General features: G+C 73.2%; 21 protein-coding genes. 7 read left to right on the top strand and 14 right to left on the bottom strand.

What is annotated here, in order from left to right:
* Positions 1 to 20 precede the first annotated feature (20 nt).
* Positions 21 to 1,049, bottom strand: coding sequence for a P1 family peptidase (locus ACFOSY_RS24595; RefSeq protein WP_394310589.1), 1,029 nt, complete (start codon positions 1,047 to 1,049; stop codon positions 21 to 23).
* Positions 1,050 to 1,092: 43 nt separating this feature from the next.
* Between ACFOSY_RS24595 and ACFOSY_RS24590 the strand changes: the two genes are divergently transcribed.
* On the top strand, positions 1,093 to 1,266 hold the full coding sequence (locus tag ACFOSY_RS24590; RefSeq protein WP_006131152.1) for a hypothetical protein: 174 nt from the start codon (positions 1,093 to 1,095) through the stop codon (positions 1,264 to 1,266).
* A gap of 11 nt (positions 1,267 to 1,277) precedes the next feature.
* Here the strand turns inward: ACFOSY_RS24590 and ACFOSY_RS24585 are convergent, their stop codons facing one another.
* The gene (locus tag ACFOSY_RS24585; protein ID WP_394310901.1) at positions 1,278 to 1,742 is read right to left on the bottom strand and encodes a large conductance mechanosensitive channel protein MscL; all 465 of its coding nucleotides are present in this window, start codon (positions 1,740 to 1,742) and stop codon (positions 1,278 to 1,280) included.
* A 297-nt stretch (positions 1,743 to 2,039) separates the two neighbouring features.
* Here ACFOSY_RS24585 and ACFOSY_RS24580 point away from each other — a divergent pair, with 297 nt between their 5' ends.
* Positions 2,040 to 2,786 carry a DUF6227 family protein gene (locus ACFOSY_RS24580; protein WP_394310587.1) on the top strand — a complete coding sequence of 249 codons (747 nt, stop codon included), beginning with the start codon at positions 2,040 to 2,042 and terminating at the stop codon, positions 2,784 to 2,786.
* Positions 2,787 to 2,859: 73 nt separating this feature from the next.
* On the opposite strand, the gene ACFOSY_RS24575 is transcribed toward ACFOSY_RS24580, so the two are convergent.
* The 5 genes from ACFOSY_RS24575 to ACFOSY_RS24555 all read right to left on the bottom strand — a co-directional run bounded on the left by ACFOSY_RS24575 (position 2,860) and on the right by ACFOSY_RS24555 (position 8,897).
* Complete coding sequence (locus tag ACFOSY_RS24575) at positions 2,860 to 3,153, bottom strand: hypothetical protein (protein ID WP_394310584.1); 294 nt, start codon at positions 3,151 to 3,153, stop codon at positions 2,860 to 2,862.
* A 109-nt stretch (positions 3,154 to 3,262) separates the two neighbouring features.
* Positions 3,263 to 5,326 (bottom strand): PTS fructose transporter subunit IIABC, encoded by a 2,064-nt coding sequence (locus ACFOSY_RS24570; RefSeq protein ID WP_394310582.1) that lies wholly within the window; start codon positions 5,324 to 5,326, stop codon positions 3,263 to 3,265.
* Between the two features lie 115 nt (positions 5,327 to 5,441).
* Positions 5,442 to 6,389 (bottom strand): 1-phosphofructokinase, encoded by a 948-nt coding sequence (gene pfkB / locus ACFOSY_RS24565; protein ID WP_225657137.1) that lies wholly within the window; start codon positions 6,387 to 6,389, stop codon positions 5,442 to 5,444.
* Positions 6,386 to 7,147 (bottom strand): DeoR/GlpR family DNA-binding transcription regulator, encoded by a 762-nt coding sequence (locus ACFOSY_RS24560; protein ID WP_394310579.1) that lies wholly within the window; start codon positions 7,145 to 7,147, stop codon positions 6,386 to 6,388. Before ACFOSY_RS24560 ends, pfkB begins: the two co-directional genes overlap by 4 nt.
* A 214-nt stretch (positions 7,148 to 7,361) precedes the next feature.
* Positions 7,362 to 8,897: an MFS transporter gene (locus tag ACFOSY_RS24555; RefSeq protein WP_394310577.1), complete on the bottom strand. Its 1,536-nt coding sequence runs from the start codon at positions 8,895 to 8,897 to the stop codon at positions 7,362 to 7,364.
* 62 nt (positions 8,898 to 8,959) lie between these two features.
* On the opposite strand from ACFOSY_RS24555, the gene ACFOSY_RS24550 reads away from it, so the two are divergent.
* On the top strand, positions 8,960 to 9,943 hold the full coding sequence (locus tag ACFOSY_RS24550) for a helix-turn-helix transcriptional regulator (protein ID WP_394310573.1): 984 nt from the start codon (positions 8,960 to 8,962) through the stop codon (positions 9,941 to 9,943).
* A 16-nt stretch (positions 9,944 to 9,959) separates the two neighbouring features.
* Here ACFOSY_RS24550 and ACFOSY_RS24545 read toward each other — a convergent pair whose 3' ends face one another.
* Both ACFOSY_RS24545 and ACFOSY_RS24540 read right to left on the bottom strand, forming a co-directional pair.
* Positions 9,960 to 10,673, bottom strand: coding sequence for a TetR/AcrR family transcriptional regulator (locus ACFOSY_RS24545; RefSeq protein ID WP_394310571.1), 714 nt, complete (start codon positions 10,671 to 10,673; stop codon positions 9,960 to 9,962).
* 442 nt (positions 10,674 to 11,115) lie between these two features.
* On the bottom strand, positions 11,116 to 12,114 hold the full coding sequence (locus ACFOSY_RS24540) for a sigma-70 family RNA polymerase sigma factor (protein WP_394310569.1): 999 nt from the start codon (positions 12,112 to 12,114) through the stop codon (positions 11,116 to 11,118).
* A gap of 198 nt (positions 12,115 to 12,312) precedes the next feature.
* On the opposite strand from ACFOSY_RS24540, the gene ACFOSY_RS24535 reads away from it, so the two are divergent.
* Complete coding sequence (locus ACFOSY_RS24535) at positions 12,313 to 12,828, top strand: GNAT family N-acetyltransferase (protein ID WP_394310567.1); 516 nt, start codon at positions 12,313 to 12,315, stop codon at positions 12,826 to 12,828.
* 30 nt (positions 12,829 to 12,858) lie between these two features.
* On the opposite strand, the gene ACFOSY_RS24530 is transcribed toward ACFOSY_RS24535, so the two are convergent.
* A complete protein-coding gene (locus ACFOSY_RS24530) occupies positions 12,859 to 13,620 on the bottom strand; it encodes a dioxygenase family protein (protein WP_394310898.1) in 762 nt (253 codons plus the stop codon).
* Between the two features lie 126 nt (positions 13,621 to 13,746).
* Between ACFOSY_RS24530 and ACFOSY_RS24525 the strand changes: the two genes are divergently transcribed.
* Entirely contained in the window at positions 13,747 to 14,265 is a 519-nt protein-coding gene (locus ACFOSY_RS24525; RefSeq protein ID WP_394310565.1) for a MarR family winged helix-turn-helix transcriptional regulator, read from the top strand.
* 102 nt (positions 14,266 to 14,367) lie between these two features.
* Here ACFOSY_RS24525 and ACFOSY_RS24520 read toward each other — a convergent pair whose 3' ends face one another.
* A complete protein-coding gene (locus ACFOSY_RS24520) occupies positions 14,368 to 15,924 on the bottom strand; it encodes an MFS transporter (protein ID WP_394310563.1) in 1,557 nt (518 codons plus the stop codon).
* Positions 15,925 to 16,071: 147 nt separating this feature from the next.
* Positions 16,072 to 16,719 carry a TetR/AcrR family transcriptional regulator gene (locus tag ACFOSY_RS24515; RefSeq protein WP_394310560.1) on the bottom strand — a complete coding sequence of 216 codons (648 nt, stop codon included), beginning with the start codon at positions 16,717 to 16,719 and terminating at the stop codon, positions 16,072 to 16,074.
* 319 nt (positions 16,720 to 17,038) lie between these two features.
* On the opposite strand from ACFOSY_RS24515, the gene ACFOSY_RS24510 reads away from it, so the two are divergent.
* Positions 17,039 to 18,331, top strand: a complete 1,293-nt coding sequence (locus tag ACFOSY_RS24510; RefSeq protein ID WP_394310558.1) for a M6 family metalloprotease domain-containing protein — start codon at positions 17,039 to 17,041, stop codon at positions 18,329 to 18,331.
* Between the two features lie 91 nt (positions 18,332 to 18,422).
* Positions 18,423 to 19,241, top strand: coding sequence for an SAM-dependent methyltransferase (locus tag ACFOSY_RS24505; RefSeq protein WP_394310552.1), 819 nt, complete (start codon positions 18,423 to 18,425; stop codon positions 19,239 to 19,241).
* 21 nt (positions 19,242 to 19,262) lie between these two features.
* Here ACFOSY_RS24505 and ACFOSY_RS24500 read toward each other — a convergent pair whose 3' ends face one another.
* Positions 19,263 to 20,024: an SDR family NAD(P)-dependent oxidoreductase gene (locus ACFOSY_RS24500; RefSeq protein WP_394310549.1), complete on the bottom strand. Its 762-nt coding sequence runs from the start codon at positions 20,022 to 20,024 to the stop codon at positions 19,263 to 19,265.
* Positions 20,025 to 20,144: 120 nt separating this feature from the next.
* On the bottom strand, positions 20,145 to 21,635 hold the full coding sequence (locus ACFOSY_RS24495; RefSeq protein WP_394310547.1) for an MFS transporter: 1,491 nt from the start codon (positions 21,633 to 21,635) through the stop codon (positions 20,145 to 20,147).
* Positions 21,636 to 21,704 lie beyond the last annotated feature (69 nt).

Raw genomic sequence — 21,704 nt, 5'->3', positions numbered from 1 at the left:
GCGGCCGACCCCGCCCGCCGTCAGCTCCCCCCGTACAGCTCCCGGTACGACGGCCAGGCGCCGCCCGGACCGTCCACCGGGGTGGCGGCCCGTACCGCGCGGACGATCGCCCGGGTCACCAGGTCCGCGCCCGCCGCGAGCACCTCGTTCAGCGCGAGCGGATCCTTCCCGTCCAGCGGGCGCGTGCCGGTGGCCAGGGCGAAGACGGTGTCGCCGTCGTTCAGCAGATGCACCGGGCGGACGGCGCGCGCGATGCCGTCGTGCGCGGTGCCGGCCACCTTCTGCGCCTGCGCGCGGCTCAGGTCGGCGTCGGTGGCGACCACGGCCAGCGTGGTGTTCATCGGCGGCGGGGCGTTGCGCCCGGCCGACTCCGCCAGCCGCCGCCGTGCGGCGCGGTGCACGTCCGGGTCCGGCAGCCGCGGCCGCCCGCCGAAGTACTCCCCGTACGGCACGCCCGTCTCCAGGTCCAGCGCGGACCCGACCGCGTTGGCCACCACCAGTGCGGCCACCGTCACCCCGGACGGCAGGAGCGTGCTCGCCGAGCCGATCCCGCCCTTCAGCTGGCCCACCACGGCGCCCGTCCCCGCGCCCACGCAGCCCTGGGGCACCGGCGCCCCGGTGCCGGTGGCCGCGGCCGCCTCGACCGCCTCGCGGCCCAGGGCGGCGTCGGGCCGGGCCCGGAAGTCGCCGCCGCGGCCCAGGTCGAAGACGCAGGCGGCCGGCACCACCGGCACCACATGCGCTGGCTCCGGGCCGACCCGCACCCCGCGGCCCCGCTCCTCCAGCCAGGCCATCACCCCGGAGGCCGCGTCCAGGCCGTAGGCGCTGCCGCCGGTCAGCGTGACCGCGTCCACCCGTTGCACCACGTTGCGCGGGTCCAGCGCATCCGTCTCCTTGGTGCCCGGACCACCGCCGCGCACGTCCACCGCGGCGACCGCGCCGCCCTCCGGTGCGAGCACCACCGTGGTGCCGGTGAGCCATCCGTCGCCGGTCCGTGTCGCGTGTCCCACGCGCACGCCGGCCACATCCGTCAGAGCGTCAGCCTTCATGGAGGCAGTCATGCCCCCACGGCCCCGGCCGTACCCTGGAGCCATGAGTACCGCCCCCGAGCCCCCGCGCGAGCCGAAGCCCGCGCTCGTCTTCGACGACCCGCTGGACCAGCAGACCGCCGACGACACGGACCGCGGATGGGGCGAGCGCCCGTCCGGGGACAGCGCCGCCGACCTGAAGCGCTTCCTCGACGAGAAGCCGCCCCACCACATCTGACCGGACGGCGTCTACCGCCCGCCGTCGCCGGACCGCCCGGACCCGCCGTCGGCCCCCGGGCCGCTGCCCTGGTCCTGCGCACGCTGGGCCAGCAGGGCGTCGCGGATGTCCTTCAGCACCTCCAGCTCGGTCACCTCGACGACCTCGTGGGCGCCTTCCTTCGCCTTGCGGCGCGCCTCCACGCGGGCCAGGTACTTGGCCATGGGCAGCACCATCAGGAAGTAGACGACGGCCGCCGTGATCACGAACTGAAGGGTCGCGCCGAGCACCGAACCCCACAGGATCCGCACCCCGGTCGCCGCGTCCCCGCTGCCCTCGCAGGGGCCCTTCAGACAGGACGCGTAGCTGTCGAGGTTCTGGGTGCCGAACGCGCCCACGAGGGGGTTGATGACGCCTTTCACGACCGCGTTGACGATGTTGGTGAAGGCGGCGCCGATGACGACCGCCACCGCCAGGTCGACCACGTTGCCGCGCATCAGGAAGGCCTTGAAGCCCTGCCACAGGCTGGTCTTCTCCGGGTCGCTCACTGCGGGGCCTCTTCTCTCGTGCGTAGGGTGCGGAGTGAAACGCTCCGCAACTTACGTCACGGCCGAGACGACGTGTCCAGTGGTGCCGGACGGCGGGACGCGGAGCGGGCGGGCTTCACGGGGAACTCCCTTGTGTGGTCCGCTCGTCGTCGGGGCATACGTTTTCTCGGTTCCCGGACATGACGTCCGGGCGAGGGGCTACCGTATGCACCCACAAGGTGACATGCAGCAACGCCGGGAGAAACCTTGAGCGTTCCCTACGGGACGGCAGCGTGCGAACCACCTGACTCGTCCGACTCACCGGAGGAGCATCTCGCGCGCCTCCTGGGCCGCGCCCTGAACTCCTTCGAGCTGCCGGACGAGACGATCCGCCGGCTGGACTGCGCGCTGGCGCACGACAGTTCCCTGCACTCGGCGCATCACAGCGCGGGCCTGCACCGGGAGACGTACCGGCACACGTGGCTGCTGGCGGACGGTTCGGCGCTGACGCTCTGGGAGTTGGCGCACAACACGGCCCCGGGCGGCGAGCCGCAGCACGAGGTGTACGTGGACGAGGATGAGCTGCGGACGGCGACGGCGCGGCTGCCGCTGCCGTCGGAGGCCCCGGACTTCGAACTGCCGGTGACGGCCGCCGCGTTCCCGCTGCCGGCGGTGCGGCAGGTGTACGCCTCGGACGACTCCCCCGACCACGCGCGCCGTTTACTGCGCCGGGCGGAGAACGCGGACCGGCCGGACGCCGAGACGGCGGCGCTGCTGTCGACGGCGTGCGCGCATCGCATCACCCAGGCGTTCGGCCGCCCGTCGCGGGCGGGCCGGGTGGCGCTGTGCATCGCGCTGTACGAGCACGCGTTCCTGCTGGGTGACGGCGGGGAGATCTCGCTGTGGGAGGTCGAGCACACGGTGACGCCGGACGGGCGGCACATGTGCGAGGTGTACGCGAGCGAGGACGCCGCGCGGCGGGCTATGGAGCGCCGGGCCGCCCAGGCCTGCTGACCCCGCCCGTCCGCCCCGTGCCCGGCCCCCTTCGCCTGCTCCCCTTCACCTGCCCTTTGCCTGGCCCCTCGGCCTAGTCCCCTTCGGCCAGGCGCCGTACGAGGACGGCGAACGCGTCGCGCTCGGCCTCGGTGAGGCGTACGGTCTCCGCGCTCGGGCCCGTGGCCCGCTGGCGGGGGATCGTGGGGCCGCCGTGGTGGGTGTGGGTGTGCGCCACGGCGGGCTCCGCCCCGGCGTTCGGGCGGGCGCGCCTGCGGAGGCGTACGCGGCGCCGGAGGGCGTCGGCCAGACCGGCCGCGCAGGCCACCACCACCAGGGTGAGGACGGTGGCACCCGTCGTCCGCGAGAGGGTCTCGTGCTCAGCCATGCGCCCCAGTACACACCACGGTCCGGGGAGTTGTACCCCGGACCATGACGATCGTGATCTATATCGCACTAGGCATGAACTGCCCACACACCCCCAAACGGACGCATCGTCACAGCGGCTGTGCGGCGACGGTTTCCTTGCTGGTTCCCGTGCTTCCGGCCGGTGCCGCCGCGGTGTCCGCGTCCGGGGCCGGGGCGGCCGGCCCGGTGGTGCGGCGCAGGCCCTTGAGGACGATCACGAGGGCTGTGGTCACGCCGACACCGGCGGCGACGGCGACGAGGTAGAGCAGCGGGTTGCCGATGAGGGGCACCACGAAGACGCCGCCGTGGGGTGCGCGCAGAGTGGCGCCGAACGCCATGGACAGGGCGCCGGTGACCGCGCCGCCGGCCATCGAGGCGGGGATGACGCGCAGCGGGTCGGCGGCGGCGAACGGGATGGCGCCCTCGGAGATGAAGGAGGCGCCGAGGACCCAGGCGGCCTTGCCGTTCTCACGCTCGGCGCGGTTGAAGAGGCGGGCGCGCACGGTGGTGGCGAGGGCCATGGCGAGCGGCGGGACCATGCCGGCCGCCATGACCGCCGCCATGATCTTCATCGCGGAGTCGCCCGGGTCGGCGACGGCGATGCCGGCGGTGGCGAAGGTGTAGGCGACCTTGTTGACGGGGCCGCCGAGGTCGAAGCACATCATCAGGCCGAGGAGGGCGCCCAGCAGGACGGCGTTGGTGCCGGTGAGGCCGTTGAGCCAGTCGGTCATGCCCTTCTGCGCCTCGGCGATGGGCTTGCCGATGACGACGAACATCAGGAAGCCGACGACCGCCGAGGAGATCAGCGGGATCACGACCACCGGCATGATGCCGCGCAGCGCCGCCGGGATGTTCACCTTCTGGATGGCGAGCACCACGCCGCCGGCGATCAGTCCGGCGGCGAGACCGCCGAGGAAGCCGGCGTTGATGGTGAGCGAGATGGCGCCTCCGACGAAGCCGGGGACGAGTCCGGGGCGGTCGGCCATGCCGTAGGCGATGTATCCGGCGAGGACGGGGACGAGGAAGCCGAAGGCGACGCCGCCGGTCTGGAAGAGCAGCGCGCCCCAGCTGTCGGCCTGGGTCCACACGAAGTGGTCCATGACCGACGGGGCCTCGTTGATCTCGTAGCCGCCGATGGCGAAGCCGAGGGCGATGAGCAGTCCGCCGGCGGCCACGAACGGGACCATGTAGCTGACGCCCGACATCAGCCATCGGCGCAGGAGTGTGCCGTAGCCCTCGCCGTCCGTGCCGGCGCGTTCCACCGGGGTGGAGGCGGAGGCGGCCTCGGTGGTCTCACCGCGTGCGGCCCTGTCGCGGACCTCGGTGATGAGGGCGGCGGGCCGGTTGACGGCGGCCTTGACGCCGGTGTCGACGGTGGGTTTCCCGGCGAAGCGGTGCTTGTCCCGTACGGGGACGTCGTGAGCGAGGATCACGCCGTCCGCGGCGGCGATCACGGCCGGGTCGAGCCGGGTGAAGCCGGCGGAGCCCTGGGTCTCGACGACGATCTCGACGCCCGCCTCGCGTCCGGCGTTCTCCAGGGACTCGGCGGCCATGTAGGTGTGGGCGATGCCGGTGGGGCAGGAGGTGACGGCGACGATCCGGAAGGGACGGTCGCCGGAGGCCGCCTCCGCGCTCCCGGAAGCCGCCTCCGCGCCCTCAGCAGCCCTCTCGGGAGCCGCCTCACTCCCGGCGCCGGTGTCGCCGGAAGCCGTCTCCTCCCCCCGGATCAGCGCCGCCGCGGCCTCCGCGTCCGTCGCGGCGCGGAGGGCGTCGGTGAACTCGGTGTTCATCAGGCGCCGGGCGAGGGCGGACAGGAGGGTGAGGTGGGCGTCGTCGGCGCCGGCCGGGGCGGCGATCAGGAAGATCAGGTCGGCGGGCCCGTCGGGGGCGCCGAAGTCGATGCCGGAGGCGCTGCGGCCGAAGGCGAGGGTCGGCTCGGTGACGTGCGCGCTGCGGCAGTGCGGGATGCCGATGCCGCCGTCGAGGCCGGTCGGCATCTGCGCCTCGCGGGCGGCGACGTCGGCCAGGAAGCCCTCCAGGTCGGTCACCCGGCCGTGGGCCGCCATGCGTTCGGCGAGGGCGCGGGCCGCCGCTTCCTTGGTGTCGGCGGACAGGTCGAGGTCGACCAGGTCCGCGGTGATGGTGTCGCTCATCGCGGGCTCCTTCGCACGCGTATCGCCCGTGTGGCCCGTACGGCGGGGCGGGCGGGGGTGGGGACGAGAGGGGGACGGGGGAGCTCGTAACCAGGGGCGTGAGGGGTGGGGCCGGTCATGTGGCCGCTCCCTCGAGCGGCCGGTCGACGGGGATGCCGGCGGTGACGGTCACGGCGGCCGGGTCGAGGTCGCCGGGGGACGGCATGACGCTGCCGGGGAGGCGTACGGCCGCGGCGCCGTGGGCGACGGCGGAGGCGAGCGCCTCGGGTCCGCGTCCGCCGGCGACGAGGAACCCGGCGAGGGAGGCGTCGCCGGCGCCGACGTTGCTGCGGACGGCGTCGACGGGGGCGGTGCCGTACCAGGCGCCGTCGTCGTCGACGAGGAGCTGGCCGTCGGCGCCGAGGCTGGCGAGGACGGCGCGGGCGCCCGCCGCGCGCAGCTCCTCGGCGGCCTTGAGGGCGTCGCCGACGGTGGCGAGGGGGCGGCCCACGGCCTCGGCGAGTTCCTCGGCGTTGGGTTTGACGACGTCGGGGTGTTCGCGGAGGGCGGCGCGCAGGGCGGGGCCCGAGGTGTCGAGGGCGATGCGCAGGCCGGCGGCGTGGACGCGGGCGACGAGTTCGGCGTACCAGGAGGGGGCGAGACCGCGGGGGAGGCTGCCGCAGCAGACGATCCAGTCGGCGCCGGCGGCGTGGCGGCGGACGGTGTCGAGGAGGTGTTCCTGTTCGGCGGGGGTGAGGTCCGGACCGGGGGCGTTGATCTTCGTGAGGACGCCGTCGGCCTCGGCGAGGGCGATGTTGGAGCGGGTGGCGCCGGCGACCGGGACGGGGGCGACCTCGATGCCCTGGGCGTCGAGGAGGTCGGCGACGAGGGCGCCGGGGGCGCCGCCGAGCGGCAGGACGGCGACGGTGCGCCGGCCCGCGGCGGCGACGGCGCGGGAGACGTTGACGCCCTTGCCGCCGGGGTCGACGCGTTCGCCGGTGGCGCGGACGACCTCGCCGCGGTCCAGGGACGGCACCTCGTAGGTGCGGTCCAGGGACGGGTTGGGGGTGACGGTGAGGATCATGCGCGTACCACTTCCGTGCCGCCGGCCTCGATGGCGGCGGCGTCCTGCGGGCTGAGTCCCGTGTCGGTGACGAGGAGGTCGACGTCGTCGAGGCCGCCGAAGCGGGCGAAGTGTTCCTGGCCGTGCTTGGAGGAGTCGGCGAGCAGCACCACGCGCCGGGCGGCGGCCGTCGCGGCGCGTTTCACGGCGGCCTCGGCGAGGTCGGGGGTGGTGAGCCCGTGCTCGGCGGAGAACCCGTTGGCGGCGAGGAACAGCACGTCGGCGCGGATCTCGGCGTACGCGCGCAGCGCCCAGGCGTCGACGGCGGCGCGGGTGCGGTGCCGTACGCGTCCGCCGACGAGATGGAGCTGGATGCCGGGGTGGTCGGCGAGACGGGCGGCGATGGGCAGGCTGTGGGTGACGACGGTGAGGGACAGGTCCGGGGTGAGGAAGCCGGCCAGGCGGGCGGCGGTCGAGCCGGCGTCAATGATCATCGTGCCGTCGGCGGGGACCTCGGCGAGGGCGGCGCGGGCGATGCGGTCCTTCTCGTCGGCGGCGGTGGTCTCGCGTTCGGCGAGGTCGGGTTCGAAGTCGAGGCGTCCGGCGGGGATGGCGCCGCCGTGGACCCGGCGGACGAGTCCGGCGCGGTCGAGGGCCTTGAGGTCCCGGCGGATGGTCTCGGCGGTCACCTGGAACGCCTCGGCGAGCGAGACCACGTCGACGCGTCCGCCGTCACGCGCGAGGCGCAGGATCTCCTGCTGCCGCTCCGGTGCGTACATGACCGCCTGCCTCCCGGTTCCGTCCGCGCCGGCATGCACCTGACGCGCCCGTGTCCGTTCCCGCGTCCGTGCCCATGCCCGTGCCCGAACGTGTGATTTCGGAGGGAGGCTACGTCGGGATGTCCGGAAAGTAAACAGTCGAAGCCCGGAAACGGGCATGACCGGGCGTCCGATCATGTCTGCTTCCGGGCTCCGGCACGTCAGCGCGGGCCCGTCAGGACACCAGCTCCCGCTCCTTCTCCCCCGCCGCCGGCGCCTCCTCACCGAGGCCGCCCTCGGCGGCCTCGACGTGCTGCGCCGGCCGCTTCGGCAGGGCGAACATCAGCAGGAAGATCACTCCGAGCACCGCGGCCACCCAGCCCAGCGCGTGGGTGAAGCCGTCCACGAAGGCCGGGCCCGTCTCGGCGGGCGCGAGCGGCTCGTCGATGACGCCGAAGAACACCACGGACACCAGACCCAGGCCGAGCGCGTTGCCCATCTGCTGCACGGTGTTGATGAGCCCGGAGGCCGATCCGGCGTGCTCACGCGGCACCTCGGAGAGGACCGCGTCGGTCAGCGGGGCCACGATGAGGCCCATGCCGACGCCCATGACGACCAGCGGGAGCGCCATCTGCCAGGACGTGACGGCCAGTCCGTAGCGTTCGGCCTCGGCGAGGTAGATCAGCACACCGGCCGCCATGACCAGGGCGCCCGCCTGGAGCACCTTGCGGCCGAAGCGCGGGACCAGCTGCTGCACGGACACCCCGGCGGCCACCGACACCGCCACGGAGAACGGCACGCCCGTCAGCCCGGCCCGCAGGGCGCTCCAGCCGAGCCCGATCTGCATGTAGAGCGTCCAGACCAGGAAGAACACGCCGAGGCCGACGCCGAACACCGTCTGCACGGCGATGCCCGCCGCGAAGCTCTTCACCCGGAACAGCGACAGCTCGATCAGCGGGGACCCGTCCCGGGCGCCCTTGGCCCGCTCGTACGCCACCAGGATCCCGAACACGACGAGCGCGCCGGCCATCGACACGTAGCCCCACACCGGCCAGCCCAGCTCGCGGCCGCGGGTGAGCGGGTAGAGCAGCATGAGCAGGGCGAGGGTGACGAGGGCGACGCCGGGCAGGTCGAGCTTCAGGGCGCGCGGCGCCTTGGACTCGGTGATGAAGCGGCTGCCGAGGACGAGGGCGGCGACGCCGACGGGCAGGTTGATGAGGAAGATGGGCCGCCATTCCAGCCCGAAGAGGTTGCCCTGGGTCAGCAGCGCGCCGAGGAGCGGTCCGGAGACCGCGCCGAGGCCGACGATCGCGCCGAACAGTCCGAAGACCTTGCCGCGTTCGTGCGCGGGGAAGGTGGCGTGGACGATGGACAGCACCTGCGGCACCATCAGCGCGGCCATGGCGCCCTGGAGGATGCGGGAGGCGACCAGCATCTCGGGGTTCACGGCGAACCCGCACAGGGCGGAGGCGACGGTGAAGCCGCCGATGCCGAGGAGGAAGATCCGCTTGCGGCCGTGGATGTCGCCGAGCCGTCCGCCGGTGACCAGCCCGGCGGCGAACGCGAGCGCGTAACCGGCGGTGATCCACTGGATCTGGCTGAAGCTGGCGCCCTCGTCGCGCTGGATCGACGGGACGGCGATGTTGACGATGGTGACGTCGACGAGGTCCATGAAGGCCGCGGTCATCACGATGGCCAGCGCGAACCAGCGCCGGCGGTCGCCCGTGGCGGGCTCCGGTGTCCGTGCGTGAGCGATGTCGGTGGAGTGCATGTCGCTGACGCTATGGCCCCAGTAGGTCAGATCCGGTCCTAGTGGTGGGGCATGCTCGGAGCATGACGACGGACACCCCGGCACGGCTGCTCCAGTTGCTCTCCCTCCTCCAGACCCCCCGCGAATGGCCCGGCGGCGAACTGGCCGACCGGCTCGGCGTCTCCCGGCGCACGGTGCGCCGGGACATCGAGCGGCTGCGGGACCTCGGCTATCCCGTGCAGGCGTCGATGGGCGCGGACGGCGGCTACCGGCTGGTCGCGGGGAAGGCGATGCCGCCGCTGGTGCTGGACGACGAGGAGGCGGTGGCGATCGCGGTCGGTCTGCGGGCCGGCGCCGGGCACGCCCTGGAGGGTGTGGACGAGGCGTCGGTGCGGGCCCTGGCGAAACTGGAGCAGGTGCTGCCCGGCAGGCTGCGTCACCGCGTCAGCACCCTCCAGGCCGCGACGACACCGCTGACCAGCGGGGACGGCGCGACCATCGCCCCGGAGACGCTCACGGTGATGGCGTCCGCGGTGGCCGGGAACGAGCGGCTGCGGTTCTCCTACCGGGCGGCCGACGGCACCGAGTCCCGGCGCCTGACGGAACCCCACCGGCTGGTGTCCACCGGCCGCCGCTGGTACCTCGTCGCCTACGACCTCGACCGCGCGGACTGGCGCACGTTCCGCGTCGACCGGGTCGGCGACCCGTTCGCCACGGGCGCCCGCTTCGCACCGCGCGAACTGCCGACGGGCAGCGCCGCGGAGTTCCTGCGCCGGTCCATGTACCGGGCGCAGGAGTCGTACGAGGCCGTCGTCACGTTCGCCGCGCCCCCCGCGACGCTCTCGGCGCGGCTCCCGCACTGGGTGGGCGCGCCCGAGCCGCTGGACGACGGGAGGTGCCGCCTGCGGGCGACGGTGAACGACCCGAAGGACTGGCTGGCGGTACGCCTGGCCATGACGGGCCTCCCCTTCACCGTCGAGGCGCCACCGGAACTGGCGGAGGCGACGAGAGCACTGGGCGCACGGCTGATGGAGGCGGGGGGTGGTACCCCGGGCACCACCGAGTAGCCCCCCACTCCCTCACTCACCGCCCCCGCGCCCCCACCACCCCGTCCCAAGGGAAGTCCCGCAGCGCGGCCAGATTGGTGGCCGCGAGTTCCGCCGGGCTTGCCGGGCCCTCCGCCGGGCCGTCGCCCGAGGCCCAGCTCTCCATGGCGGTGCGGACGGCGGCGCTCGCGACGGCCGCGGCGAAGCACAGGCGGGTGCGGGAGGCGACGTCGGCGTCGGGGCGCGGGGGCCGGCCGTCGTTCAGCCGGTGGGCCAGCGCGTCCGCCAGGTCCCGTTCCGAGGCGCGGCAGGCCTCCGCCCACACCCTGCCGAGCGCGGGGTTGTCCGCCGCGAGCCGGATGAGGGTGCGGACCCAGTTCCAGGACTCCTCGGTGACCCCGAGGCCGGGGGTGAGGGTGTGCCGCGCGGCCTCCTCGAGCACCCGCGGCAGAGGCGTCCCGGTGGGCGCGTTACGCACCGCGTCCACCCAGCGGCGGGCGCCGAGCGCGTAGAGGGGGCCGATGGCCTCCTCCTTGGTGGGGAAGTACCGGTAGAAGGTGCGCGGGGCGACGCCCGCCGCGTGGGCGATGTCCTCGGCGCGGGTGGCGCGCAGCCCGTGCCGGACGAAGAGTCCTGCGGCGGTGCGGGCGATGCGCAGGCGGGTCTGCGCCTTGCGTCGTTCGGTCAACGAGCCGTCGGCGGCCGGGTCTTCGGGGAACGGCGGGGGCGGCGTCGGGGTGGTGCTGCTCACGTTCGGCAGGCTATGCCCATGTGGCACAATCTGCCATCTGGCGGGCCACCCCGGGGTTCAGGTCCGGGGTGACCCGCTATGAGCGCGGCACGCGGCAATGAGCGCGGCACACAGCAAAAGCCGGGCCCGGCGCCCGGGGGGACAGGCGCCGGACCCGGCGTGGGAAGTCCCGGCGCCGGGGGGGTGGTGCGTCGGGACGTGGTGCGTGGGTCGGCCCGGGGGCCGCGGCCCCAAGGCTTTCGTACTGCTGGGTTCACACGTCTTGTTCCCTGGCCCCAGCGGGTTGAAGCGGCGGGGAACAGCCATGTTTTGCGCGGTCTTCCGCCACCCGGCGCACGCGGCTCGCGCCCCTCACGCGACCGCGCGGGACCCGGCCGTCACGCGGCGCGGGCGACGCCCGTACGCGGGGGCCGGCCGCCGCGCCGGCGGACGGAAGCTCCCGTCACGCCGCCGCGTCGAACCCGGTGGAACGGGCCAGCTTCTTCAGCTCCAGCAGCGCGTGCTTCTCGATCTGGCGGATGCGCTCGCGCGTCAGTCCGTGCTCCTTGCCGACCTCGGTCAGCGTGCGCTCCCGGCCGTCCTCGATGCCGTAGCGCATCTTGATGATGGAGGCCGTGCGCTGGTCGAGGCGGCCGATCAGGTCGTCCAGCTCCTCGCTGCGCAGCAGCGTCATCACGGACTGCTCCGGCGACACCGCGGAGGTGTCCTCCAGGAGGTCGCCGAACTGGGTCTCGCCCTCGTCGTCCACCGACATGTTCAGCGAGACCGGGTCGCGCGCCCAGTCGAGCACGTCGGTGACGCGCTCCGGCGTGGAACCGAGCTCGGCGGCGATCTCCGCGGGCTCGGCGTCGCGGCCGTGCTCACGGTTGAACTCGCGCTGCACGCGCCGTATCCGGCCCAGCTCCTCCACCAGGTGGACGGGCAGGCGGATGGTGCGCGACTGGTCGGCTATGGAGCGGGTGATGGCCTGCCGGATCCACCAGGTGGCGTACGTCGAGAACTTGAAGCCCTTGCGGTAGTCGAACTTCTCGACCGCGCGGACCAGGCCGGCGTTGCCCTCCTGGATCAGGTCGAGCAGCGGCAGACCGCTGCGCGGGTACCGGCGGGCGACCGCGACGACCAGACGGAGGTTGGAACGGATGAAGACGTCCTTCGCCCGCTCGCTCGCGTCGACCAGGGCCTGGAGCTCCTCAGGGGTGGCTCCCGCCTTGTTCTCCTCGAGGCCGTCGAGGATCTGCTGGGCGAACACACCCGCTTCGATGATCTGCGACAACTCGACCTCCTTGGCGGCGTCGAGCAGCGGCGTGCGCGCGATCTCGTCGAGGTACATGCCGACCAGGTCGCGGTCGGCGATCTCGCCGCCATGGGCGCGAACACTGCTTGCCGAGTCGACCGTCTCGCCGGAGGCGGACTGACGACGGGCGACGGCACGGGTTGCCATGCGTGCTCCCTTGCGATGATGAGGTCAGCGGGTGGTCCTGCGGACACTCGGCACGGTCTTCAGGGTCTCTGTCCGGACTCTGCTCGGGTGCCCGCATCCGTAGGAAACAACGACTGGAATCAGGACAGAATTCCCAACCCGTCCCCCGATTTTTCTGATCATGCGGTACCCTCTCCGGCCACGCGGGGAGGTGCGACGGTGTCCGATCACGCAGAGGTGCAGGTCAGGCCGGGGGACGAGGGCGACCTGGTGGCCCTCACCGACCTCTACAACCACTACGTACGTGAGACGGCCGTCACGTTCGACACCACGCCGTTCACTCCGGCGGAGCGACGCCCCTGGCTGCTCTCCCACCCTGTAGACGGCCCCCACCGCCTGATGGTTGCCACGGCCGCCGGGACCGGCCGGCTCCTCGGCTACGCCTCGTCGAGCCCGTTCCGCGCGAAGCCCGCCTACGCGACGTCCGTGGAGACGACGGTGTACGTCGCCCCGGACGCGGGCCGGCGCGGCATCGGCACGCTGCTCTACCAGGCCCTTTTCGACGCCCTGACGGACGAGGGCCTGCACCGCGCCTACGCGGGCATCGCCCAGCCGAACGCCGCCTCGACGGCGCTGCACGGGCGCTTCGGCTTCCGGTACGTCGGCACGTACCGCGAGGTGGGTCACAAGTTCGGCCGCTGGTGGGACGTGGCCTGGCACGAGAAGGAGCTGTGAGCTCGGCGCACAAGGCTCAACGCCGGGAGCTCAGCCGAACTGCACCGACCGCTTGGCCAGCCCCATCCAGAACCCGTCGATCACGGACTTCTGTTCCCCGAGCTCGCCGGCCGCGTCGGCGGCGCCCATGGTGACGAAGAGCGGGGCGAAGTGCTCGGTGCGCGGGTGGGCGAGCCGGCCCGCCGGGGACTTGCGGGTGAAGTCGAGGAGCGCGTCGACGTCCCGCGCCTGGAGCGCCTCCCTGCCCCACGCGTCGAACTCGGCCGACCAGGCGGGGATGCCGCCCTGGCGCAGCGCGGCGAGGTTGTGGGTGAAGAACCCGGAGCCGACGATCAGCACGCCCTCGTCGCGCAGCGGCGCGAGGCGGCGGCCGATCTCCATCAGCCTCACCGGGTCGAGGGTCGGCATGGACACCTGGAGGACGGGGATGTCCGCCTGCGGGTACATCTCGACGAGCGGGACGTAGGCGCCGTGGTCCAGGCCCCGGTCGGGGACGTCCTGGACGGGGGTGCCGGGGGCGCGCAGCAGCTTGCGCACGGACGCGGCGAGCTCGGGGGCGCCGGGGGCGGGATAGGTGACCCGGTAGTAGTGCTCGGGGAAGCCCCAGAAGTCGTGGACCAGGGGGACGGTCTCGGTGGCGCCGAGGGCGAGCGGGGCCTCCTCCCAGTGGGCGGAGACGACGAGGATCGCCGTGGGGCGGGGCAGGTCCGCGGACCAGGCGGCCAGCTCGCCGGGCCAGACGGGGTCGTCGGCCAGGGGCGGGGCGCCGTGGCTGAGATAGAGCGCCGGCATGCGCTCCTGAGTGGCGGCGGTCATGGCGGCGACTCCCTTCCGCATATTTGAACTCTCAAGCTTTGCCTGCCCACCGTACCGCTCATTTGTTTAACCTTCAAGGAGAGCCCCCGTACAGTGGAGTACATGGACACGGCACCCGCATCATCGGCAGCCGCCGGGGAGCCACGCTGGCTCACCGACGAGGAACAGCGCGTCTGGCGTGCGTACGTCGACGCCACCACGCTCCTGGAGGACCACCTCGACCGTCAGCTCCAGCGGGACGCGGGCATGCCGCACGTCTACTACGGCCTGCTGGTCAAGCTGGCCGAGGCGCCGCACCGCCGGCTGCGGATGACGGAACTGGCCAAGGACGCCAAGATCACCCGCTCCCGTCTCTCGCACGCGGTCGCCCGCCTGGAGCGCAACGGCTGGGTCCGCCGGGAGGACTGCCCCTCCGACAAGCGCGGCCAGTTCGCCGTGCTCACCGACGAGGGCACGGACGTGCTGCGCCGCCACGCCCCCGGCCATGTCAACGCCGTACGGCAGGCGGTGTTCGACCGGCTCACCCCGGAACAGCAGAAGTCCCTCGGCGAGATCATGGGGATCGTCGCCGAGGGACTTCAGCCGAGCGAAGCGGGTGCGGACCTGCCCTGGCTCCGCTGACACCGCGGAAGCCGGGGCAGGTCCTGGGGAGCCGTGCGGAAGGGGCGTCCCCTTCCTCTCCCGCACGGGTGGCTCCGTGGATGCGGCCCGTGGGCCGGTGGGTCAGTGCATGGCCACCGGCACGGCCGCCTCGTTCTCCGCGGCCGCCTCGGAGGACCCGGCGACCGTGGTGCCGCCCGGACGGCCCGCGTTGATCAGGGTCAGGGCGATGGCCGCGGCCGCCACCAGGATTCCGACCGCGAACCAGATGGCGCTGGTGTACCCCTGCACCTGACCCTGGAGCTGGACCAGCTGCTGCTGGGCCCGGCCCGAGGCGCCGCCGATGTGGTCGGCGACGTAGGCGGTGGTGGCGGAGGCGGCGATCGTGTTCAGCAGGGCCGTGCCGATCGCGCCGCCCACCTGCTGCGAGGTGTTCACCATCGCGGAGGCGACACCGGAGTCACGCGGCTCGACGCCCAGCGTGGCCAGCGACATGGCCGGCATGAACGCCGTACCCATGCCGAGACCCAGCAGCAGCATGCCCGGCAGCAGCACGGCCGCGTACGAGGTGCCGATCTCCAGCTGGGTCAGCAGCAGCATGCCGAGCGCGGCGACCAGGAAGCCGGGGCCCATCAGCAGCCGGGGCGCGACCCGGGTCATCAGCCGGGTGCCGATCTGGGTGGAGCCCGTGATCATGCCCGCGATCATCGGCAGGAAGGCGAAGCCGGTCTTCACCGGCGAGTAGCCCTTCACGACCTGGAGGTAGTAGGTGAGGAAGAGGAACAGGCCGAACATCGCGATGATGGCCAGGCCCAGCGACAGGTAGACCCCGCCGCGGTTGCGCTCGGTGATCACGCGCAGCGGCAGCAGCGGCGCCTTGACCCGCGCCTCCACGGCCACGAACGCGGCGAGCAGCACGGCCGAGGCGACGAACATGGCGACGGTGAGGGTGTCGCTCCAGCCCTCGGACTCGGCGCGGGTGAAGCCGTAGACCAGCGCGACCAGGCCCAGGGTGGACAGGATCACGCCGGGGATGTCCAGCGGGGAGCGGTTGCGGCCGCCCGCGGGCTCACGGATGACGAAGTACGCGCCGGCCGCGGCGACGACGGCGAACGGGATGTTCACGAAGAACGTCCAGCGCCAGTCCAGGTACTCGGTGAGGAAGCCGCCGAGGATCAGGCCGACGGCGCCGCCGCCACCGGCGATCGCGCCGTAGATGCCGAACGCCTTGGCGCGCTCCTTGCCGTCGGTGAACATCACCGCGAGCAGCGACAGCGCGGCGGGCGCGAGCAGCGCGCCGAACGCGCCCTGGAGTGCGCGGGCGCCGAACATCATCGCCTCATTCGTGGCCGCGCCGCCCAGCGCGGACGCCAGCGCGAAGCCGCCGAGACCCACCACGAAGGCCCGCTTGCGCCCCCACAGGTCGGCTATCCGGCCGCCGAACAGCAGCAGACCGCCGAAGGCCAGGGCGTAGGCGGTGACCACCCACTGGCGGTTGCCGTCCGAGATGCCGAGGTCCTGCTGGGCGGAGGGCAGGGCGATGTTCACGATGGTGGCGTCCAGGACGACCATCAGCTGGGCGATCGCGATGAAGACGAGCGCTTTCCAGCGGTTGGCGTCCGGGGCGCCGGCGTCGGCGCGGCCCGGGGCCTTACCGGCCGGGGAGACTGTTTCAGACATGGAGGTACCCACTTCGGGACATGTAGCGGAATGAATGTGTGAGTAACGAAAAATCGGGCGTGTTCCGGCAGCGGCGCGTCCCCGTCGACGGCCGTCAACACCGTTGCCCGTGATCAGGACGGGCGGCCTGGTGGCGTCAGGAGTGGCTCAGCGGCGCAGGTCCTCCACGGTCACGGCCGAACCCGGCAGGACGGAGGGCGCGGGCGCCCGCATGCCGTCCAGGAACAGCTGGAGGTGGCGGTGGACGAAGCGGTCGGCGCTCATGCAGGCGGTGCCGGCCGGGGGCCGGCTCAGCTGCGCGACGCCCACCATCAGATCGCCGTACTCCACGTCGTCCCGCAGCTGACCGGCCTCACGGGCGCGGTCCATGAGCCGGGCGACGAGGGCCTCGACGCGTCGCCGCGCCTCCTCCAGGTCGGGGTGGCTCTGGTCGAAGGTGCTGGAGACCATCGGGCACAGCGCACTGATCCGCTCGTCGGCGGCCGTGTGCGCGAAGCGCTCCAGCGCCTCGAAGGCGTCCCCGGTCTCGCTCAGCGCCTGCTCGGCCGCCCGCACCGTACGGTCCATCACGGAGCAGACGACCTCGCGCACGAGCGCGTCGCGGTCGGGGAAGTTGCGGTACACCGTGGCGTTGCCGACGCCGGCCCGGCGGGCGATCTCGTCGAGCGGGACCTCGGGCCCGAACTCGGTGAACATCTCCCGGGCGGCGGCGACGATCCGCTCCCGGTTGCGCAGGGCGTCGGCGCGGGGCCGGGGCACCTTGCGCGGCACGGGGGTCACGGTCGTCGCGGTCACGGTGCACTCCTCGGGGTGTTGCTCTGACGTCTGGTCTGCGTCCGCACCGATCCGTGTGTCTGCGGTGATCGCTGCGTCTGCGTGTCTGCGGTGAACCGGGGATCGACTCCCCGGATCGTGCGGACACAGGTGTAAACGGGGAGACGATCCCCGGTTATTTCCCGTGCCGGAAGTTTTTCTCGTGACCCAGGTCACATTCACACGCTCATCCGACCCCACGATCGGACCACCCGACGAGCGCACCCCCCACCAGTGACGCAGGGTGATCGCGAGGGTGCAGTCGGAGACGGCGGCTGCCGTGCGGAGCGGAGGTCCCCCCATGCAGCCGCAGCCGAGCCGAGGCCGGATATCCCCGCGCCGCCTGGCCGCCCTGGGCTCCGTCGCCGCCCTCACCCTCGCGGTCTGCAGCTCGGCCGGCAGCGGCCACCTCTCCCCGACGACCACCGCGCCCGGCGCCGGCCCCAGCGCCCTCTCCCGCAGCTCCGTCCACGGCCCCTGCATGATCGGCAGCGACCGCGACGTCCAGATGTCCGAGGGCGTCCCGACCGACCCCGGCTACACCCGCTCCACCGGCACCGTCCGCGCCCTCACCCTGATGATCGACTTCTCGGACGCGCCCGGCGAGGGCGACGCCCTGGACCGCTACCGCGAGTTCTTCCCGCAGACCCGCGAGTGGTTCACCACCAGCTCCTACGGCCGCCTCGACTACCGCCCCGAACTGCCGGTCCCCGAGTGGCTGCGCATGCCCAAGTCCTTCCGCCAGTACGGCATAGAGCGCGGCGCCCCCTTCGACCCCGGCTACCGGGAACTGATCCGCGACATCGTCTCCGCGGCCGACACGGAGGTGGACTTCCAGGCGTACGACCTGGTGAACGTCCTGGTCACCCCCAACGCGGGCCCCGCCGCCCTGGACACCGTCCTGTCCGTCACCTTCGCCGGCAACGACGAGGCCCCCACCGCCGACGGCCGGCCCCTCTCCAACGCGTCGTTCGTCTACTCCCGCCAGGACGACGGCTCCGGCTCCTACGCCCGCACCGGCTACCGCGTGCTGCCCCACGAGAACGGCCATGTCTTCGGCCTGCCCGACCTCTACACCGCCGAGGGCGGAGGCGCGGTCGGCCACTGGGACATCATGAGCGAGGACTGGGGCGCCAACAACGACTTCCTCGCCTGGCACAAGTGGAAGCTGGGCTGGCTGGACTCGTCCCAGGTGCGCTGCGTGGCCCAGCGCGGCTCACGGGAGTACGTCCTGACGCCGCTGGCCCGCGCGGGCGGCCCCAAACTGATCTTCGTCCCGCTCGACGCCCACTCCGGGTACGCGGTCGAAGTGCGCACGCGCGGCGGGAACGACGAGGCGGTGTGCCGGCCGGGCGTCCTGATCTACCGGGTCGACGCGGACGTGGACACGGGCATGGGCCCGATCCGCGTGCACGACGCGACCCGGGACAGCGGCGGCTGCACCCGGGCGCCCAACGTGCACGCGGAACTGTCGGACGCCACGTTCGCCCCGGGCCAGAGCTTCGTGGACCGCGAGGAGGGGGTACGGGTGGCGGTGCTGGCCGGGGACGAGGAGGAGTACCGGGTGCGGGTCACCCGCACGACGGCACCCTGACACGCCCGCCGCGAGGGGGTGACCCCCTGGCCCCCAACTCCCGCCGCTAGGTTGCTCCTTGACAGCTGCCGGCCGGCTCAGGGAGGACGTAGTGTCGGAGATATCCGCGGCATCGCTCGAGGCACGCAAGCGCATCAGGACGGACCAGCCGCACACCGCCCGCATCTGGAACTACTGGCTGGGCGGCAAGGACAACTACCCGGTCGACCAGGCCGCCGGCGACCAGATCCGCGCCCTGCACCCGGGCATCGGCGACTACGCCCTCGCCGACCGGCAGTTCCTCGGCCGCGCGGTGCGGCACCTGGCCGGCCCCTGCGGCATCCGCCAGTTCCTCGACATCGGCACCGGCCTGCCCACCGCCGACAACACCCACGAGGTCGCCCAGCGCGTCGCCCCCGACTCCCGCGTCGTCTACGTCGACAACGACCCCATCGTCCTGGCCCACGCCGAGGCGCTGCTCACCAGCACGCCGGAGGGCGCCACGGCGTACCTGGACGACGACCTGCGCAACATCGACGCCGTCCTCGAACAGGCCGCGCGGACCCTCGACTTCAGCCAGCCGGTCGCCCTCGTCCTCCTCGGCGTGGTCATCTTCATCGAGGACGACGAGGAGGCGTACGGGGTGGTGCACAACCTGATGGACCGGCTGCCGTCGGGCAGCCACCTCGTCCTCTCCCACACGATCACCCGCCCGGACATGCCGGACGTCGACGCGGCGGTCGCCTTCTGGAACGAACACGGCACCCCGAAGCTGACGCAGCGGACGCCTGGGGCGGTGTCCCGCTTCTTCGAGGGCCTCGAGCTGCTCGAGCCGGGCGTGGTCTCCTGCAACCGGTGGCGCCCGGAGGACCCGTCCGGCGAGCTGCCGGCGGAGGTGGCGATGTTCGGCGGGGTGGGGCGGAAGGGGTGAGGTGAGGGGCGGGGCGTCTGATCAGCTGGTGACGCCGCCGTCGACGACGAGGTCGTGGCCGACGACGAAACTCGACTCGTCGGACGCCAGCCACAGCACCGCGGCCACGATCTCGTCGGTCGTGGCGACGCGGGCGATCGGCACCGTCGTGGCCAGCCGGGCCGCGCGGTCGGCGTCGGTCTCCCCCGGGCGCAGCGACATGCCGGTGTCCGTGGCGCCGGGGCTCACCGCGTTGATGCGCACGTTGTCCTTGATGTGGTCCAGGGCGGCGACGCGGGTGAGGGTGCTCACGGCGGCCTTGGACGCGGCGTAGGCGGCCATGCCGGGCCGGCGCCCGTGGAAGCCGATGTTGGACGCGGTGTTGACGATGACGCCGCCGCCGTGCGCCCTCATGTGCGCGATCTCCTGCTGCATGCCGATCAGGACGCCGTTCAGGTTGACGTCGAGGACGGACCGCCACACGGACAGGTCCAGGTCCGCGACAGGGGTGGGCCTGCCGAAGACGCCCGCGTTGTTGTGCGCGACGTGCAGGCCGCCGTGACGCTCGACCGTCGTGCGCACCAGGCGCGCCATGTCCTCGGGCCGGGTGACGTCGGCCACGACGGCGTCGGCGGTGCCGCCGTCCGCGCCGACGAGTCGCGCCGTCTCCTCGACGGACTGAGGCCGGACACCCGCGGCGACCACGGTGGCGCCCTCACGCGCGAAGGCCCTGGCGCTGGCCCGGCCGATGCCGGATCCGGCCCCGGTGACGATGACGACCTTGTCCTTGAATCGGGCGGTCATGGGGGGTGCTCCTTGACATGTGTCGTTGCGGACGGGAGTTGGGAGTCGGGATTCCGGGGTGCCGCTGAGGTGGCGGGAGACCCGGGGGGGCCGGCCGCCGCGCTCAGGGCGACGGAGCTGTCAGGCGGTGTTCCCGGGCGAGCGCGGTCGCAGCAGGAAGAACGCGCACACCGCTGCGGCGGCGAAGGCCACCGCGGCGACCGTGAAGGCGAAGCCGTAGCCGGAGGTCAGGGCGGACGCCGAACCCGTGCCGGCGCTTTCCAGGCCGGCGGTGCGTCCCGCGGCCAGGGTGACCAGGACGGCGAGGCCGACGGCGGGTCCTGCCTCCAGCGCGGTGTTGACCACGGCGCCGGCGAGACCCGCGCGGTCCTGCGGGACGTCGGTGGTCACGGAGACGGTGGATCCGCCGAAGACCAGCGCCGTCCCGGCGGGGAAGAGCACCAGACCGACCAGCACCGCGCCGACGTACGGAGTGCCCGTGCCGATCCGGCCCAGCGCCGCGAGCCCCAGACCGGCGAGCGCCAGTCCCGTGACCAGGACCACGCGCGGTCCGAAGCGCTGCACCAGCCTGCCCACCGACCCGCCGCTGACGACCAGGGTCAGCCCGAAGGGCAGGAACGCCGCCGACGTCCTCAGCGCGGAGTAGCCCCGAACCTCCTGGAAGTACAGCGCGAGCATGAAGAAGATCGTGGTGATCCCGGCGGCGCCCAGGAAGACCGCGAGCAGCGCCACGGCCCGGCGCGGCGAGGCAGGGAACGCCGGCGGCAACAGCGGCTGCTCCACCCGTGCCTCGGTGACGACGAAGCCCGCCAGCAGCGCACCGCCGCCGAGCAGCGTGCCGAGCGCCACCGGAGAGGTCCAGCCGCGCTCCGGCGCCTCCACGAGGCCGTAGCCGAGCAGAGCGATCCCGCTGGTGACCAGGACGGCTCCGAGGACGTCCAGCCGGCCACCCCGGGGCGGCGCGCCTTCGGGGACCAGCCGGGGCGCGGCGGCGAGGGTCACCACCGCCACCGCGACCGGTACGGCGAACGCCCAGCGCCAGGAGTTCCACGAGGCCACCACCCCGGACAGCAGCATCCCGGCGGTCCCGCCGGAGGCCGCGAGCCCGCCCCAGACGGCCATGGCACGGGCGTACCGCGCGGGCTCCGGGTGAACGGACCTCACCAGCGCCATCGCGGCCGGTACGGCCAGTGCCGCGCCGGCGCCCTGGACGAAGCGCGCCGCCAGCAGCATCCACAGCCCCGTGGACACGCCCGCCAGCGCGGAACTCACGCCGAACACGAGGGTGCCGAGAAGGAACACCCGACGGGTGCCGTACAGGTCGGACAGTCGGCCGCCCAGAAGCAGCAGCCCGCTGAACGACATGGGGTAGGACGCCCCGAGCAAGGCGAGTTCGGCGCGGTCGAGGCCGAACTCGCGCTGGATGTCGGGGAGTACGACGTTGAGCACGCTCATGGCGAGGACGAGCACGAACTGGACCGACGCCAGCAGGGCGAAGGCCGCGCCTCTTCTCCTGCCGCCTGCCTCGTCGGCGGCCGCGTCGCCTGCCGCGTCGGCGGCCGTCGCGGCCGGCTTCGTCCGCTCGGCCTGGGCGACGTCATGCTGCTGCACAGCTCGCCTCACGTGTGATCGGAAAGGGTGGTGGACTGCGAGTGCTGGGGGTGTTTCGAGGGCCGTACG

It is taken from the genome of Streptomyces lusitanus (assembly GCF_042647945.1).
GTDB lineage: Bacteria > Actinomycetota > Actinomycetes > Streptomycetales > Streptomycetaceae > Streptomyces > Streptomyces pseudogriseolus.
The sequence above is the reverse complement of the archived record's forward strand: the minus strand, read 5'-3'. Positions and strand labels throughout refer to the sequence as shown.

Excerpts from the sequence above, each read along its gene's own strand:
- ACFOSY_RS24595 (WP_394310589.1), bottom strand. The coding sequence starts at position 1,049 with ATGAAGGCTGACGCTCTGACGGATGTGGCCGGCGTGCGCGTGGGACAC.
- ACFOSY_RS24590 (WP_006131152.1), top strand. The coding sequence starts at position 1,093 with ATGAGTACCGCCCCCGAGCCCCCGCGCGAGCCGAAGCCCGCGCTCGTC.
- ACFOSY_RS24585 (WP_394310901.1), bottom strand. The coding sequence starts at position 1,742 with ATGCGCGGCAACGTGGTCGACCTGGCGGTGGCGGTCGTCATCGGCGCC.
- ACFOSY_RS24575 (WP_394310584.1), bottom strand. The coding sequence starts at position 3,153 with ATGGCTGAGCACGAGACCCTCTCGCGGACGACGGGTGCCACCGTCCTC.
- ACFOSY_RS24570 (WP_394310582.1), bottom strand. The coding sequence starts at position 5,326 with ATGAGCGACACCATCACCGCGGACCTGGTCGACCTCGACCTGTCCGCC.
- pfkB (WP_225657137.1), bottom strand. The coding sequence starts at position 6,389 with ATGATCCTCACCGTCACCCCCAACCCGTCCCTGGACCGCACCTACGAG.
- ACFOSY_RS24560 (WP_394310579.1), bottom strand. The coding sequence starts at position 7,147 with ATGTACGCACCGGAGCGGCAGCAGGAGATCCTGCGCCTCGCGCGTGAC.
- ACFOSY_RS24555 (WP_394310577.1), bottom strand. The coding sequence starts at position 8,897 with ATGCACTCCACCGACATCGCTCACGCACGGACACCGGAGCCCGCCACG.
- ACFOSY_RS24550 (WP_394310573.1), top strand. The coding sequence starts at position 8,960 with ATGACGACGGACACCCCGGCACGGCTGCTCCAGTTGCTCTCCCTCCTC.
- ACFOSY_RS24540 (WP_394310569.1), bottom strand. The coding sequence starts at position 12,114 with ATGGCAACCCGTGCCGTCGCCCGTCGTCAGTCCGCCTCCGGCGAGACG.
- ACFOSY_RS24530 (WP_394310898.1), bottom strand. The coding sequence starts at position 13,620 with ATGCCGGCGCTCTATCTCAGCCACGGCGCCCCGCCCCTGGCCGACGAC.
- ACFOSY_RS24525 (WP_394310565.1), top strand. The coding sequence starts at position 13,747 with ATGGACACGGCACCCGCATCATCGGCAGCCGCCGGGGAGCCACGCTGG.
- ACFOSY_RS24520 (WP_394310563.1), bottom strand. The coding sequence starts at position 15,924 with ATGTCTGAAACAGTCTCCCCGGCCGGTAAGGCCCCGGGCCGCGCCGAC.
- ACFOSY_RS24510 (WP_394310558.1), top strand. The coding sequence starts at position 17,039 with ATGCAGCCGCAGCCGAGCCGAGGCCGGATATCCCCGCGCCGCCTGGCC.
- ACFOSY_RS24500 (WP_394310549.1), bottom strand. The coding sequence starts at position 20,024 with ATGACCGCCCGATTCAAGGACAAGGTCGTCATCGTCACCGGGGCCGGA.